The organism is Caballeronia sp. NK8 (assembly GCF_018408855.1).
In the GTDB taxonomy this organism is placed as follows: domain Bacteria; phylum Pseudomonadota; class Gammaproteobacteria; order Burkholderiales; family Burkholderiaceae; genus Caballeronia.
Genome location: NZ_AP024322.1, coordinates 1828490 through 1842717, shown reverse-complemented (window position 1 = coordinate 1842717; position 14228 = coordinate 1828490). Strand labels below are relative to the sequence as shown.

Genomic DNA, 14228 nt, shown 5'->3' with positions numbered 1-14228 from the left:
AGGAGACACCGCGCATGAACCTCAACTATTCCCCCGCCGACGACGCCTTTCGCGCCGAAGTCCGCACCTGGCTCGAAGCCAGTCTCCCTCGCGCGTTGCGCGACAAAGTCCTCCATCACAAGCGTCTGACACGCGACGATTACGCGAGCTGGCACAAGCTGCTCGCCGCGCGCGGCTGGTCGGCGGCCGCGTGGCCGACGGAATACGGCGGCCCCGGCTGGGACGTCACTCAACGTCATATCTGGGATGAAGAATGCGCTCGCGCCGGCGCGCCGATGGTGCTGCCCTTCGGCGTTTCGATGGTCGCGCCGGTGCTGATGAAGTACGGCAGCGCCGAGCAGAAATCCCGCTATCTGCCGCGCATTCTCGATGGCACCGACTGGTGGTGCCAAGGCTACTCGGAGCCAGGTTCCGGTTCCGATCTCGCATCATTGCGCACACGCGCCGAGCGGCGTGACGATCACTACATCGTGAACGGACAAAAGACGTGGACGACGCTCGGCCAGCACGCCGACATGATGTTCTGCCTCGTACGCACCGATTCCGATGCGAAGAAGCAGGAGGGCATCTCATTCCTTCTGATCGACATGAAGACGCCCGGCATCACTGTGCGGCCGATCATCACGCTCGACGAAGATCACGAAGTCAACGAAGTCTTTTTCGAAGACGTGAAAGTTCCGGTGGCGAATCTCGTCGGCGAGGAAAATCGCGGCTGGACCTACGCGAAGTATCTGCTCGGTCACGAGCGTACGGGCATCGCGCGCGTCGGGCAATCGAAACGGGAGTTGCTGTTTCTCAAGCGTCTTGCGCTGGATCGCACCAAAGGCGGCGAGCCGCTGCTCCACGATCCGCTGTTCGCCGCAAAAGTGGCCGCGCTCGAGATCGAACTGATGGCGCTCGAAGTGACCGTGCAGCGAGTCATCGCGAGCGAAGCAGGCGGCAAGGGGCCGGGCCCGGAAGCGTCGATGCTCAAGATCAAAGGCACCGAAGTGCAACAGGCGCTGACCGAACTGATGGTCGAAGCAATCGGCCCGCACGCGGCGGCCTTCGATCCCGCGTTCCTCGAAGGCGAACGCGCGCGCAGCCTGACCGGCGACGACGATACCGCGCCGCTCGCCGCGTACTACTTCAACTTTCGCAAGACATCGATCTACGGCGGCTCGAACGAGATTCAAAAGAACATCATCGCGCAGATGATTCTGGGACTTTGAGGAGCGCGCATGGACTTTACTTTCAGCGATGAACAGCAGCAGTTCCGCGATGCGCTGCGCCGTTACCTCGACAAGGAATATGCGTTCGATGCGCGGCAGAAGATCGTCGCGTCAGAGGCGGGCGTCGATGAAAAGCATTGGCGCGCATTCGCCGAACTGGGTCTGCTCGCGCTGCCGGTCCCCGAAGCGCAGGGCGGTTTCGATGGCGGCCCGGTCGACATGCTCGTCGTGATGCAGGAACTGGGGCGCGCGCTCGTCGTCGAGCCTTATTGGGCGACGGCTGTCGGTATCGAAGCGTTGCGGCTCGCAGCGGAAAAGGGCAGTGCCGTCGCCGGTGAGTTGCTCGAACGCGCGGGACGCGGTGAGATTCGTCTGGCGGTCGCGTTCCACGAGCCGCATGCGCGCCACGATCTCTTCGATCTGCGCACGATCGCGAGCGAAGCGGGCGATCGCGTCACGCTCGAAGGCACGAAGTCGATAGTGCAGCACGGCGCGCAAGCCGATTACTGGATCGTACCCGCGCGCGTGCGAGGCGAAGTGGCGCTGTTCATCGTCGGAAAGGATGCGGCGAAGGTCGGCATCGCGGAATACCGCACGATCGACGGGCAACGTGCCGCCACGCTCACGCTCGACCAGACCCCGGCGACTCGCCTCGCTGGTCGCGATACGGGCGCGGCGACGCTCGAGCGGATCGCCGACTACGCGACCTTCCTGCTGTGCGCGGAAGCGCTCGGCGCACTCGACGCGCTCAATCGCGCGACCGTCGACTATACGAAGGAACGTCAGCAGTTCGGCGTGCCGATCGCGCGTTTTCAGGCGCTGCAGCATCGCATGGTCGACATGCTGATTCACACGGAGCAGGCGCGCTCGATCACGTATCTGGCCGCCGCGCGCTACACCAGCGACGATGCCGCGACGCGCGCGCAAGCCATCTCGGCGGCGAAGGCGCGCGTCGGGCAGGCTGCGCGCTTCGTCGGTCAGCAGGCCGTGCAGTTGCACGGCGGCATGGGCATGACCAACGAACTGCCGGCGGCGCACTGGTTCAAGCGCCTGTCGATCATCGAGACGACGCTCGGAGATGTCGATCATCACCTCGCGCGCTTTGCCGCGCTTCCCGCTTTTTCAGTCACCGAAGATTGACGCTCAACGAGGAGCTTACGCATGAAATACGCCTTTGAGGATTTCGAAATCGGCAGCGCGGTTCAACTGAGCGCGCACACGTTCACGAGAGAAGAGATCGTCGGATTCGCGGAGCGTTACGATCCGCAGCCGTTTCATCTTTCCGAGGAGGCGGGCGAGGCGTCGCATTTCGGCGGTCTCGTCGCGAGCGGCTGGAACACGTGTTCGGCGATGATGGGCATCCTCGTGCGCGATATGGTCGGCGATTCGACTTCGATGGGTTCGCCCGGGCTCGACAATATTCGCTGGATCAAACCCGTGCGCGTCGGCGATACGGTCAGGCTCAGCGTGCGCGTGCTCGACAAGCGCGTGTCGAAGAGCAAGCCGGATCGCGGTATCGTGCAGACGCGCTGGGAAGCACATAACCAGCACGGCGAGCTCGTGCTCACGGTGGATTCGGCGGCGCTGTTCGGCTTGCGTGAGCCGGGCGGGGAGGGAAGTCCGCGTGTGGTCTAGGGTTTTTCGCTGGATCTCGTGATCGTGTCGGTTTATTAGCGTTGCCCCTGTGCGGGGCGGCAGTCACTTTCTTTGCTGCTGCAAAGAAAGTAACCAAAGAAAGCAGCTTGACACGCCCGCGGTCACACGCAATTTGGGTGTTCTTCTCGTCGCTCGCGGCCTCTGTAGCGAGTGCCCTCGTAGGCCTAACCGGGCTTGGACCGCGCACGGTCCGACAAGCTATTACCCAAGGGACGCTGGTTCAGCACGAAAGAGTTCCGGCACAGCGCTACGCGCTGCCGTTGGGTATGCAAGGGAAACCAACGAGAAAGTAGAAACGCAGAAGCACACGCAGACCCGATGTACCCATCGGTCGCGTAGCGGACCGGAGCCATTTCGTGCTGAACCAGCCACGCGTGTGGTGCGATGTGACAGACCGTGCGCGGTCCACGCCCGGCTAGTCCTTTGAGGGCACTCGCTACTGAGGCCACGAACAACGAGAAGAACACCCAAATTGCGTATGACCGCGGGCGTCTCGAGCTGCTTTCTTTGCCTACTTTCTTTGCAGCAGCAAAGAAAGTAGGTGCCGCCCCGCACAGGGGCAACACTAATAGACCGACACGCTAACGGGATCCGGCGCAGTCCGCCATCCTCAGACGTCCGCGTACCTGCCGAACTCCAGCTTCGCAATGGCATTGCGATGCACTTCGTCGGGGCCATCGGCGAGCCGCAGCGTTCGCGCCGCGGCATACGCGTACGCGAGCGGAAAGTCGTCGCTGACGCCGCCCGCGCCGTGCGCCTGGATCGCCCAGTCGATGACCTGACACGCGACATTCGGCGCGACCACCTTGATCATCGCGATCTCGCCGCGCGCGCCCTTGTTGCCGGCGGTGTCCATCATGTACGCGGCTTTGAGCGTCAGCAGCCGCGCCTGCTCGATCATGATGCGCGCCTCGGCGATGCGCTCCTGCGTCACGCCATGCTGCGCGATCGGCTTGCCGAACGCGATGCGCCCGAGCGTGCGCTTCGTCATCAGTTCGAGCGCGCGCTCCGCCAGGCCGATCAACCGCATGCAGTGGTGAATGCGCCCCGGCCCGAGCCGGCCCTGCGCGATTTCGAAGCCGCGCCCCTCGCCGAGCAAGATGTTCGTCGCCGGCACGCGCACATGGTCGAGCGTGATGTCCATGTGACCATGCGGCGCGTCGTCGTAGCCGAACACGTTCAGGGGCCGATGCACGGTGATGCCGCTCGCGTCGGCGGGCACGAGAATCATCGACTGCTGCGCGTGCTTCGGCGCTTGCGCGTCGGTTTTGCCCATCACGATATACACCTTGCAGCGCGGATCGCCCGCGCCCGATGACCACCACTTGTGGCCATCGATCACATAGCCGTCGCCGTCGCGCGCGATGCTGCATCGGATATTGGTCGCATCCGACGACGCGACTTCCGGCTCCGTCATCAGAAACGCCGAGCGGATTTCGCCGCGCAACAGCGGTTCGAGCCATTGGGCTTTCTGCGCATCGGTGCCGTAGCGCTCGATGGTTTCCATGTTGCCGGTGTCCGGCGCGCTGCAATTGAACACCTCGGGCGCCCACGGCACACGGCCCATGATTTCGCACAGCGGCGCGTATTCGAGATTGGTGAGTCCGGCGCCGCGCTCCGATGCAGGCAGAAAGAGATTCCACAGTCCTTCGGCGCGCGCCTGCTCTTTCAAACTTTCGATCAGGCGTGTCGGAATCCACGCGTTGCCGGCCGCGCGATTCGCCGCGATTTCTTCGGCATAGGCGCGCTCGTTCGGGTAGATGTGCGCGTCGAAGAATGCGAGCAGCCTTGCGCGCAATGCCTGCACCTTGGGCGTGTAGTCGAAGTTCATGCGTTTGTCTCCTGCGTTCTCATCGACCGACTTTCTGCGCGTATCGCCACGCGAGTTCGGCCATCGGCCGCGCGCGTCTGCCCGCATCGACGGCCTGCGCGCTCGCGGCGGTGCCATCGACGACGCGTTTCATGATGCCCTGCAGGATCGCGGCGATGCGGAACATGTTGTAGGCGAGATAGAAGTTCCAGTCGCCTTCGATCGTGAAGCCCGTGCGCTCGCAATAGCGCTGCACGTAGGCGGCTTCATCGGGAATCCCGAGCGCGGCCCAGTCGAGCCCCGCGATACCGCGAAACTGCGATGGATCGACATGCCACGCCATGCAGTGATACGCGAAATCGGCGAGCGGATCGCCGAGTGTCGAGAGCTCCCAGTCGAGCACGGCGAGCACGCGCGGCTCGGTCGGATGAAAGATGAGATTGTCGAGCCGGTAGTCGCCGTGCACGATACTCACGCGCGCCTGCTGCGATTGCGGAATGTGCTGCGGCAGCCACTCGATCAGGCGATGCATCGCATCGATCTCTTCGGTCTCCGATGCGACATACTGCTTGCTCCAGCGCCCGATCTGCCGCTCGAAGTAATTGCCCGGCTTGCCGTAGCCAGACAGTCCGGCGGCTTCGATGTCAACCGTATGAAGCGCGGCGATCACGCGATTGGTTTCGTCATAGATCGCGGCGCGCTCGGCGGGCGTCATGCCGGGCAGTGATTGATCCCACAGCACACGCCCCTGCACGAAGTCCATCACGTAGAACGCGCGGCCCATCACGCTTTCGTCCTCGCACAGCGCGAGCATGCGCGCGACGGGAACATCGGTGGAGGCGAGCGCGTCCATCACGCGATACTCGCGCTCGATCGCATGCGCGGACGGCAACAGCTTCGCGGCGGGTCCCGGTTTCGCGCGCATCACGTAGCTGCGCGCGGGCGTGACGAGCTTGAAGGTCGGGTTCGACTGGCCGCCCGCGAATTGCTCGACGGTCAACGGGCCGCTGAAACCATCGACGTTCGATGCGAGCCATCTTGCGAGCGCATCGGTGTCGAAGCGCTGCTTGTCCTGCACGGGACGCGTTCCTTCGAACGCGGAGAAATCGGACTGCTTGTTCTGTTCTTCGTCCTGCATCGTCTCCTCCGGTTTGCACGGCGACGTCAGTCCATGTCGCCGGCCTTGTAGCGTACGAATTGCGCGTAGAGCAGTTCCATCGTCGTGTTGCGCACGTCGGCGTGCAGCGGCGAGGGCGGCGAGTGGTTGATCGCGTGCACGATCCAGTCGCCCGCTTTTTCGCCGACGTCGAGCGCGTTGATGCAGCCCGTCGCCTGCGCCAGATGCCCGAAGAACGCGCGCCCGCCCGCGGTGATCGCGTGCGAGAGCAGCGCGCGATTGACGCCGCCGTGCAGCACGAGCAGCACCGTGTCCCACGCGCGATCCTCACGCAAACGCGCGAGCGCAGGCAACGCGCGGTCGAGCAACTGGCCGATCGTCTCGCCGCCGAGGAATTGCGTTTCTTCCGGCACGACGCCATCGAACACCGACAGAAACGCGCGTTCGATATCGGCGGTCGTGAGGTCCTTGAGTTTGCCGCCGCGAATTTCCTGCCACTCGGACCACGTTTCGACGCCGATGCGCTGTCCTGTCGCGTCCAGCACGCGCTGCGCGGTCTCGATCGTGCGCGGCAATCCACTCGCGATCACGCGATCGAAACGGATGTTGCGCGCGGCGAATTCGCGGCCCGCCGCACTCGCTTCCTCGCGCCCGCGTTCGTTGAGCGGCACGCTTTCCGGATCGATCGCGCGGCCGCTGTCGTCGAAATACGTGACGTCGCCGTGACGCATCAGAAAGATGCGGCGGCGCTTCGGCAATTCGTAGTGAGCCATGGGCTTAGCGATAGTTCGGCTGGCGCTTGTCGAGGAACGCGGTGATGCCTTCGAGCGCATCGCCGTGATGGAGCGCGTCGACGAAGCTGTCGCGTTCCATGTCGAGATGCGCGGCGAGCGGTTGCACATCGGCGGCGTTGATCAGCGACTTGATGCGCGCCAGCGCTTTCGGCGACACGCTGCCGAGATCGTCGGCCCATGCGATGGCCGCATCCAGCGCGATGCCTTTCTTCGTCAGCCGGTTCACCACGCCCACTTCATGCAGGCGCGCCGCGCCGATCGGCTTTGCTTCGAGCAGCACTTCGCTGGCGAGCGTGCGCGGCAAGGCGCGCGACAGGAACCACGATGCGCCGCCGTCGGGCGTGAGGCCGACGCGCGCGTACGACATGACGAAGCGGGCGTCATCGGCGGCGACGATCAGATCGCACGCGAGCGCGAGCGAAAAGCCCGCGCCGGCGGCCGCGCCTTCGACCGCCGCGATCACCGGTTTGGTCGATTCGCGCAGCGCGGTGATCCATTCGGCCAGCATGTCGATGCTTTCGCCCTGCACCGACGGATCTTTCGCGCGGTTCTCCAGCAGGCGGTTCAGATTGCCGCCCGCGCAGAAAAAGTTGTCGGCGCCGGTCAGCACGATCACGCGCACGCTGTTGTCGCGCTCCGCCGTGCTCAACGCTTCGATGCCGGCGGCGTACATGTCCGGATGCAGCGCGTTGCGCGCGCCGGGATTGGACAACTTGAGCACGAGCGTGGTGTCGCTGCCCGCGGGACGTTCTGTCAGTAGTTCGGCGCTCATCTGAGCTCCTCGATATGGGTAAGCGAAAGTCCGAGCTGCGCGCGCCGCGTCAGCCACGGCGCGGGCCGGTAGCGCGGGTCGCCGAGCACGGCGTAGATGTTGCGCAGAATCGTGAGGATGGTCGCGGCGCCGAGCGCGTCGCCGAGCGCGAGCGGGCCGCGTGGATAGCCGAGGCCGAGCATCACGGCGAGGTCGATGTCCTCGGGCGTCGCAATGCCTTGCTGCGCGATATCGCAGGCGATATTCACGATCGTCGCGACCACGCGCTGCGCGACGAAGCCGGTCGAATCGCGGATCACGCTGACGGGCACGCCGTCGAAGGCGAAGAGGGCGTGCGCGGCGTCGCGCATCGCGGGCGCGGTCGCGGGCGTCGTCATGATCGTGCGGCGCGCGACGGTATCGAGCGGGAAAAGCGTATCGACGGCCACGACGCGCTTCGCATCGAGATGTTCGTTGACGGCCGCGGTCGTCGCATCGAAGCCGAGCGGCGTCACGATGATCAGCGAATCCGGCTCGGGCGTGTGGCCCGCGTCGATATGCACCGAGCAATCGCATTTGGCGATCAGCTTCAGTACTTCCTCGCGTCCTGCGTGCGACGCGCGGCTGATCCACACGCGCGTCGGGAGTTTCGTCGGCGCTGCGGGTTCGGGCGGCACGTCCTGCTTGCCATCGGCATAACGATAAAACCCGGCGCCCGCCTTGCGCCCGATGAGCCCGCCCGCGAGCCGCGTGCCCGTGATCGGCGACGGCCTGAAGCGCGGCTCCTCATAGAACTGGTGATAGATCGATTCCATCACCGGATGCGAGACGTCGAGCGCGGTGAGATCGAGCAGCTCGAACGGACCGAGCCGAAAGCCCGCCTGCTCACGCATGATGCGGTCGATGTCCGCGAAGCTCGCGACGCCTTCGCTCGCCACGCGCAAGCCCTCGGTGTTCATGCCGCGCCCGGCATGATTGACGATGAAGCCCGGCATGTCCTTCGCGCGCACCGGCGTGTGACCCATGCGGCGCGCGAGGTCCGTCAACGCGTCGCCGGCGCGCGGGTCGCCGCGCAGGCCGTCGATCACTTCGACGACGCGCATCAACGGCACCGGGTTGAAGAAGTGAAAGCCCGCGACGCGCCCGGGATGCGCGCATCCGGCGGCGATCGCGGTGATCGACAGCGAGGATGTATTCGACGCCAGAATGCAATGCGCGCCGACGACCGCTTCGAGTTCGCGGAACAACTCGCGCTTGATGTCGAGATTCTCGACGATCGCCTCGACGATGGCGTCGCAATCGGACAGTTCGCTCGTGTCGCCCGCATCGCGGATGCGCGTGAGCGCCGCGTGTGCATCGGCTTCCTTGAGCTTGCCCTTCCCGGTGAGTTTCGCGAACGTGTCCGACAGATACTCGCGCGCGGCGGCGAGCGCTTGCGGGTTGGTGTCGTAGAGACGCACGCTCAGTCCGCCGAGCGCCGCGATCTGCGCGATGCCGCGTCCCATCGCGCCGCTGCCGACGATACCGAGCGTTTCGATCCTGTATTCGTGCTGAGTCATGATGCGGTTCTGCTCCTCGAGGATGGGAACGCGCGTGGCGTCGGGTTCGATGCGGCTCGGCGGGCGCGCCTCGCTCAGAGTCTGGCGAGGCGTTCGAGCGCGAGCGCGAGCGTCTCTTCTTTTTTCGCGAAGCAAAAGCGCACGACGCCGGATTCATGGCTCTCGTGATAGAACGCCGACACCGGAATCGCAGCCACGCCGATTTCGCTCGTGAGCCATTGCGCGAAGTCGGCTTCGGGCATGTCGCTGATCTTCGAATAGTCGACGCACTGGAAATACGTGCCGTCGCAGGGCAAGAGCGAGAAGCGCGTGTTCGCGAGTCCCGCGCGGAAGAAGTCGCGCTTCTTCTGATAGAAGGCGGGCAGTTCGAGATACGGCTTCGGGTCGTCGAGATAATGCGCGAGGCCGATCTGCATCGGCGTGTTCACCGTGAACACGTTGAACTGATGCACCTTGCGGAACTCGGCGGAAAGCGCGGCCGGCGCGGCGACATAGCCGACCTTCCAGCCCGTCACATGAAACGTCTTGCCGAAGCTCGACACGACGAAGCTGCGCTTCGCGAGCTCCGGATAGCGCGAGACGCTTTCGTGCGGCGCGCCGTCGTAGACCATGTGCTCGTAGACTTCATCGGAGACGATCAGCACGTTGGTGCCGCGCACGATCTCCTCCAGCTTCTTCATGTCGTCCGCGCGCCATACGCGGCCGGTCGGGTTGTGCGGCGTGTTGATCATCAGGAGGCGCGTCTTCGGCGTGATCGCGGCGGCGATCTTGTCGAAAGGCAGGGCGTAATCGGGCGCTTCGAGCGACACGAACACCGGCTTGCCGCCCGCGAGTTCGATCGACGGCACGTAGCTGTCGTACATCGGCTCGATGACGATCACTTCGTCGCCGGGTTGCACGCAGCACAGCACGGCGGTGAGCAAGGCTTGCGTCGCGCCGGCGGTCACGGTGATTTCCGTGTCGGCGTCGTACGCGCGGCCGTAAAGCGCGTCGATCTTGCGCGCGATCGCCTGGCGCAGGGGCGCGGCGCCCGCCATCGGCGGATACTGGTTGTGGCCGTCGCGCATCGCGGTGGCGACGGCATCGACGATGCGCGCATCGCAATCGAAATCGGGGAAACCCTGCCCGAGATTGACCGCGCCTTTTTGCGCGGCGAGCGCGCTCATCACGGTGAAGATGGTCGTGCCCACGTTGGGCAAGCGCGACGGGAAGGAAAGCTCGGGCGGTGTCGGCGGCAATTCGTGGGTGGCGTTCATGATCATGTGGGCGTGGACGAAGCGATCGGTACAGTGCGGACGCTATTTTAAGACAGCGTCAGCCGATGACCGCGAGCGGCGCGATGTGCGCTTCCAGTTCGATGACGAAGGGTTTCGGCTCGGCGATGCGAAACGCGAAGTCGCGCGCGACGCGGCGCGCGAGCTTCAGCACCGCGCGGTCCTTCGACACGAGCCAGCCGGCGCCCGATGCGTGCGCGAGTTCGAGAAACTTCTGATCGTCGCGGTCGCGGCATTTGGGCAACGGGCGTTCGTTTTCGTCGAGCGCCGCCGTGACGAGCGTGGAAAGACGCGCGACGGTCCCGAGCGCGGCTGGCTTGTCGACTGCCATGCGTACGAACTGCGGATAGTTGAGCACGCGCGTGAGTTCCCTGAGGCAGCGCTCGTCGATCAGCGCTTCGAGCGCGCGGGCTTCGAGGGCCGCGCGAATCGGGCGCGTGGCGGGGTCGTCGAATACGAGGATGTCGATCCAGACATTCGAATCGAGCACCACGCGCATCGGTGACGGCGGCAGCGCGGCGGAATTTTCCATTCGATACAATCAGGGGTTTATGCCAATGATCGCCGGCGGCGTGCCGGCGAGCCTCCATGATAATCGTTCTCTCGCCTGCCAAATCGCTCGACTACGAGACGCCTGCACATATCAAGAAACACACGCTGCCGCAATTCGTCGATGACGCCGCCGAATTGATCGACGGCCTGCGCGCACTCTCGCCGCAGCAGATCGGCGGCATGATGAGCATTTCGGACCCGCTCGCGGCGCTGAATTTCCAGCGTTACGCGGATTGGTCGAAGACCTTCGACGCGCACAATTCCAAACAGGCGGTGCTCGCGTTCAATGGCGACGTCTACGAAGGTTTCGCCGCGAAGACGCTGTCGGCGGGCGATCTCGATTTCGCGCAGAACCATGTGCGCGTACTGTCGGGGCTGTACGGTTTGCTGCGGCCGCTCGACCTGTTGCAGCCGTATCGGCTCGAAATGGGCACGAAATTCCCGAACGCGCGCGGCAAGGATCTGTACGCGTTCTGGGGCGAGCGCATCACGTCCGCGCTCAACGAGCAGTTGAAGAAGCAGCGCGCCGCGCGTGTGCTGGTGAATTGCGCGTCAGAGGAATATTTCAAGTCGGTCAAGCCGAAGCTGCTAGCAGCTCCTGTCGTCTCGCCCGTCTTCGAGGAGTGGAAGGGCGGGCGCTACAAGATCATCAGCTTTCACGCGAAGCGCGCGCGCGGCCTGATGGCGCGCTATGCGGTCGAAAACCGCATCGACGAGCCGGAAGCGCTCAAGGGCTTCGACAAGGAAGGCTACGCGTTCGATGCGAAAGCGTCGAACGATACGACATACGTATTTCGTCGCCGCGTCTCGGAATGAGGCCTGGGCGGCCAAGCAAAGGAAACGCAGATGACTCTCTCCATTTCAAGCAACTTCGACGCAGGCGCGATCGAAGTCATCAACGCCGACGATCCCGCCGACATCCGGCTGCACGTTCGCCCGGACTCGCATGCCGATTTCGCACAATGGTTTTACTTCCGCGTATCCGGCGCGCGCGGCGAGCGTCTCGTGATGACCTTCGAGAACGCGGCGCAGTGCGCGTTCCCGGAAGGCTGGCGCGACTATGAAGCGGTCGCGAGCTACGACCGCGTGAATTGGTTCCGCGTGTCGACGGAGTACGACGGCAAGGTGATGAAGATCGATCACACGCCGGACTTCGACCGCATCTATTACGCGTACTTCGAGCCGTACAGCGAGGAGCGGCACTCGGAGTTTCTCGGCGCGGTTCAGCAGATGCCGCTCGCGACGCTGACCGAACTCGGCAGCACGGTGCAGGGCCGCCCGATGTCGGTGCTGTCGCTCGGCATTCCGGACTTCGGCGAGGCTGAGCCGAAGAAGAAAATCTGGATTATCGCGCGGCAGCATCCGGGCGAGACGATGGCGGAATGGTTCGTCGAAGGGCTCGTGAAGCGTCTCGCGGGCTTCGGCGACTGGGCGGGCGATCCGGTTGCGCGCTCGCTCTTCGAGCGGGCCATCTTTCATATCGTGCCGAACATGAATCCGGACGGCAGCGTGCTCGGCAATCTACGCACCAACGCGGCGGGCGCGAACCTGAATCGCGAGTGGATGGAGCCGAGCACCGGGCGCAGCCCTGAAGTGCTCGTTGTGCGCGAGGCCATCGAGGAGACCGGCTGCGACCTGTTCTTCGATATCCACGGCGACGAAGCCATCCCGTACGTGTTCGTCGCCGGCTCGGAGATGCTGCCGGGCTTCACCGCGCAGCAGGCGAAGGAGCAGAAGGCGTTCGTCGAATTCTTCAAGCAGGCGAGCCCGGATTTTCAGGACGTGTACGGCTACGAGTCGAGCAAGTATCAGACGGATGCGCTGAAGCTGGCGTCGAAGTACATCGGCAACGAGTACAAGTGTCTTTCGCTCACGCTGGAAATGCCCTTTAAGGACAACGCGAATCTGCCGGATGAGAGCGTCGGCTGGAGCGGCGCGCGTAGTGCGGCGCTCGGCGCATCGATGCTTCAGGCCATTCTGTGGCATCTCAAATCGCTCGACGCGTGAAGTGCCTGTGGATGTAGAAAGAGCCTGGCCACTCCGCGTGGCCAGGCTCTTTTTTTCGTGTCTTCGCTGCGTGGCAGAGTGACTAGTGCTTCTTGGTCGCCTTCTTTGTCGACGACGACTTCGCCGTGCTTTTCGTCTTGCCTTTCGCGCTGTGCTTGCCCTTCGTGCTGCGCGTGGAAGGCTCGGCGCGTGCGCGCAGCGGCGGCACGGGATCGTTCCATCCGAATGCGAGCATCTGACTGCCGACATAGCCGCAGCGGAACTTGAGCGGCGTGGGATCGCGCTCGCCGTTTTTCGGCATGCCCTGACCTTCGACGGTCACGACGTTGTCCACTTTGATTCGCTGCTTCTTCTCGTCGAACGAATCGTTCCACGGTTCGATCGTGGAGTGCGAGGCATCGAACGAGGCGGGCGGGAAGTCGACGTGATCGAAGGCCGCGGAGGTGCTGGCGATGAAGTTGCCATGCGCGGCGCAATCCGCCACGAGCGGATTGGCGTTGAATTCGGTCACGAAGTGGTGAATCAGTTCATTGCGCTCGTCGAGCGAATCGGCAAAAGCGGACACCGCGCATGCCAACGATGCACATACCGCTAACCGGCCGACGAGCCGCAGGAGCCGGCGCGGTGCGTAGTTACTTTCCATCAAGTCTGGCGCTAAGAAGACACGGGCAAGTAAGATGCGCCGTGTGGGGAAGGAGTTCAATCTTATCGTACTTTGCGCGCGTTCCAACTGCGCGAAATCCGATATCGGGCAATCCCGATGGCAACCGGTCCGTGCGCTTCGCGAAACCTAGACGCGCGGACCGCGATCGAGGCGATAGCGGCGCACATCATACGTGGTGATCCACGCGGGCTTGTACACCGTGATCAGGATGGTGAGCAGCCCGGTAAAGAGCGCTTCACCCGCGCCGAGAAGGATCGAGCTTCTCGTGAACGCCGCGGGGATGACGATCGGGCCGCCTGCGAGGGCCATCTCGAGCAGCACGGTCGCACCGCATGCCGCCGCCACCGCGATGGCCGACGTGATGAAGCCGTGTCCAGCGATGAAGGTGAAAAGATTGCGCGGCAACCAGGCGTTGCTCAGGCGTTGCAGCAGGGTCGAGACGGCGACAGGCAGTGCGCCGAAAAGGATATAGGTGGTCGCCACCGCGAGCCAGGAAGCATCGAGCACGACGGCGGCAAGGCCCGTGGTGGCAGCCGTGCCGATGAGCGCGAGCCGCCAGTCGAACAGCGTGACCATCAGCGTCGCGCCCAACAGATGAATGACGGGTCCGTCGTCGAACCATGCGTTGCACGCCCACAGCACCGAAACCGCCACGATGATGCCGAGCCACACGTTCTGCAGCGTGGCGTCCTGCAGGCGAGCGAACGGTCGCTGCAGTAGCGCGAGCGTGAGCAGCCCCGCGGCGGCGATCCAGCCGCCGACGGTCAGCCAAAGCGGTAGCGGTGTGTAGAAGAACCCCATGCCTTGCATATTACTCGCTGCGCGTAAAACGT

The 14228-nt window shown here is 64.1% G+C and carries 14 protein-coding genes; 5 read left to right on the top strand and 9 right to left on the bottom strand.

What is annotated here, in order from left to right:
* Nucleotides 1-14: 14 nt before the first annotated feature.
* From NK8_RS08800 to NK8_RS08790, 3 genes are read left to right on the top strand one after another with little or no spacing between them, the layout of a single operon-like run.
* A complete protein-coding gene (locus NK8_RS08800; protein WP_213226088.1) occupies nucleotides 15-1211 on the top strand; it encodes an acyl-CoA dehydrogenase family protein in 1197 nt (398 codons plus the stop codon).
* A gap of 9 nt (nucleotides 1212-1220) precedes the next feature.
* Entirely contained in the window at nucleotides 1221-2351 is a 1131-nt protein-coding gene (locus tag NK8_RS08795) for an acyl-CoA dehydrogenase family protein (RefSeq protein ID WP_213226087.1), read from the top strand.
* A gap of 21 nt (nucleotides 2352-2372) precedes the next feature.
* Nucleotides 2373-2846 carry a MaoC family dehydratase gene (locus tag NK8_RS08790; protein ID WP_213226086.1) on the top strand — a complete coding sequence of 158 codons (474 nt, stop codon included), beginning with the start codon at nucleotides 2373-2375 and terminating at the stop codon, nucleotides 2844-2846.
* 631 nt (nucleotides 2847-3477) lie between these two features.
* On the opposite strand, the gene NK8_RS08785 is transcribed toward NK8_RS08790, so the two are convergent.
* The 7 genes from NK8_RS08785 to NK8_RS08755 form a co-directional block, all read right to left on the bottom strand.
* Nucleotides 3478-4698: an acyl-CoA dehydrogenase family protein gene (locus tag NK8_RS08785; RefSeq protein ID WP_213226085.1), complete on the bottom strand. Its 1221-nt coding sequence runs from the start codon at nucleotides 4696-4698 to the stop codon at nucleotides 3478-3480.
* Between the two features lie 19 nt (nucleotides 4699-4717).
* Nucleotides 4718-5815, bottom strand: a complete 1098-nt coding sequence (locus NK8_RS08780) for a phosphotransferase (protein ID WP_213226084.1) — start codon at nucleotides 5813-5815, stop codon at nucleotides 4718-4720.
* A 26-nt stretch (nucleotides 5816-5841) separates the two neighbouring features.
* Complete coding sequence (locus NK8_RS08775; RefSeq protein ID WP_213226083.1) at nucleotides 5842-6567, bottom strand: histidine phosphatase family protein; 726 nt, start codon at nucleotides 6565-6567, stop codon at nucleotides 5842-5844.
* Between the two features lie 4 nt (nucleotides 6568-6571).
* Nucleotides 6572-7360, bottom strand: a complete 789-nt coding sequence (locus NK8_RS08770) for an oxepin-CoA hydrolase, alternative type (RefSeq protein WP_162065853.1) — start codon at nucleotides 7358-7360, stop codon at nucleotides 6572-6574.
* On the bottom strand, nucleotides 7357-8898 hold the full coding sequence (locus tag NK8_RS08765; protein ID WP_213226082.1) for a 3-hydroxyacyl-CoA dehydrogenase: 1542 nt from the start codon (nucleotides 8896-8898) through the stop codon (nucleotides 7357-7359). The genes NK8_RS08770 and NK8_RS08765 overlap by 4 nt, the downstream gene beginning before the upstream one ends.
* A gap of 74 nt (nucleotides 8899-8972) precedes the next feature.
* Nucleotides 8973-10154 carry a pyridoxal phosphate-dependent aminotransferase gene (locus tag NK8_RS08760; protein ID WP_213226081.1) on the bottom strand — a complete coding sequence of 394 codons (1182 nt, stop codon included), beginning with the start codon at nucleotides 10152-10154 and terminating at the stop codon, nucleotides 8973-8975.
* Between the two features lie 58 nt (nucleotides 10155-10212).
* Nucleotides 10213-10704, bottom strand: coding sequence for a putative toxin-antitoxin system toxin component, PIN family (locus NK8_RS08755; protein ID WP_213226080.1), 492 nt, complete (start codon nucleotides 10702-10704; stop codon nucleotides 10213-10215).
* Nucleotides 10705-10760: 56 nt separating this feature from the next.
* Here NK8_RS08755 and yaaA point away from each other — a divergent pair, with 56 nt between their 5' ends.
* Nucleotides 10761-11540 carry a peroxide stress protein YaaA gene (gene yaaA, locus NK8_RS08750; protein WP_213226079.1) on the top strand — a complete coding sequence of 260 codons (780 nt, stop codon included), beginning with the start codon at nucleotides 10761-10763 and terminating at the stop codon, nucleotides 11538-11540.
* Nucleotides 11541-11570: 30 nt separating this feature from the next.
* Entirely contained in the window at nucleotides 11571-12731 is a 1161-nt protein-coding gene (locus NK8_RS08745) for a M14-type cytosolic carboxypeptidase (RefSeq protein WP_213226078.1), read from the top strand.
* A gap of 82 nt (nucleotides 12732-12813) precedes the next feature.
* Here the strand turns inward: NK8_RS08745 and NK8_RS08740 are convergent, their stop codons facing one another.
* Both NK8_RS08740 and NK8_RS08735 read right to left on the bottom strand, forming a co-directional pair.
* Nucleotides 12814-13374 carry a hypothetical protein gene (locus tag NK8_RS08740; RefSeq protein WP_213228574.1) on the bottom strand — a complete coding sequence of 187 codons (561 nt, stop codon included), beginning with the start codon at nucleotides 13372-13374 and terminating at the stop codon, nucleotides 12814-12816.
* A gap of 147 nt (nucleotides 13375-13521) precedes the next feature.
* On the bottom strand, nucleotides 13522-14196 hold the full coding sequence (locus NK8_RS08735) for an energy-coupling factor ABC transporter permease (RefSeq protein WP_213228572.1): 675 nt from the start codon (nucleotides 14194-14196) through the stop codon (nucleotides 13522-13524).
* Between the last annotated feature and the right edge of the window lie 32 nt (nucleotides 14197-14228).

Bases quoted from the DNA above. Each gene is read 5' to 3' on its own strand.
- NK8_RS08800 (WP_213226088.1), top strand. From the start codon at position 15: ATGAACCTCAACTATTCCCCCGCCGACGACGCCTTTCGCGCCGAAGTC.
- NK8_RS08795 (WP_213226087.1), top strand. From the start codon at position 1,221: ATGGACTTTACTTTCAGCGATGAACAGCAGCAGTTCCGCGATGCGCTG.
- NK8_RS08790 (WP_213226086.1), top strand. From the start codon at position 2,373: ATGAAATACGCCTTTGAGGATTTCGAAATCGGCAGCGCGGTTCAACTG.
- NK8_RS08785 (WP_213226085.1), bottom strand. From the start codon at position 4,698: ATGAACTTCGACTACACGCCCAAGGTGCAGGCATTGCGCGCAAGGCTG.
- NK8_RS08780 (WP_213226084.1), bottom strand. From the start codon at position 5,815: ATGCAGGACGAAGAACAGAACAAGCAGTCCGATTTCTCCGCGTTCGAA.
- NK8_RS08775 (WP_213226083.1), bottom strand. From the start codon at position 6,567: ATGGCTCACTACGAATTGCCGAAGCGCCGCCGCATCTTTCTGATGCGT.
- NK8_RS08770 (WP_162065853.1), bottom strand. From the start codon at position 7,360: ATGAGCGCCGAACTACTGACAGAACGTCCCGCGGGCAGCGACACCACG.
- NK8_RS08765 (WP_213226082.1), bottom strand. From the start codon at position 8,898: ATGACTCAGCACGAATACAGGATCGAAACGCTCGGTATCGTCGGCAGC.
- NK8_RS08760 (WP_213226081.1), bottom strand. From the start codon at position 10,154: ATGAACGCCACCCACGAATTGCCGCCGACACCGCCCGAGCTTTCCTTC.
- NK8_RS08755 (WP_213226080.1), bottom strand. From the start codon at position 10,704: ATGGAAAATTCCGCCGCGCTGCCGCCGTCACCGATGCGCGTGGTGCTC.
- yaaA (WP_213226079.1), top strand. From the start codon at position 10,761: ATGATAATCGTTCTCTCGCCTGCCAAATCGCTCGACTACGAGACGCCT.
- NK8_RS08745 (WP_213226078.1), top strand. From the start codon at position 11,571: ATGACTCTCTCCATTTCAAGCAACTTCGACGCAGGCGCGATCGAAGTC.
- NK8_RS08740 (WP_213228574.1), bottom strand. From the start codon at position 13,374: ATGGAAAGTAACTACGCACCGCGCCGGCTCCTGCGGCTCGTCGGCCGG.
- NK8_RS08735 (WP_213228572.1), bottom strand. From the start codon at position 14,196: ATGGGGTTCTTCTACACACCGCTACCGCTTTGGCTGACCGTCGGCGGC.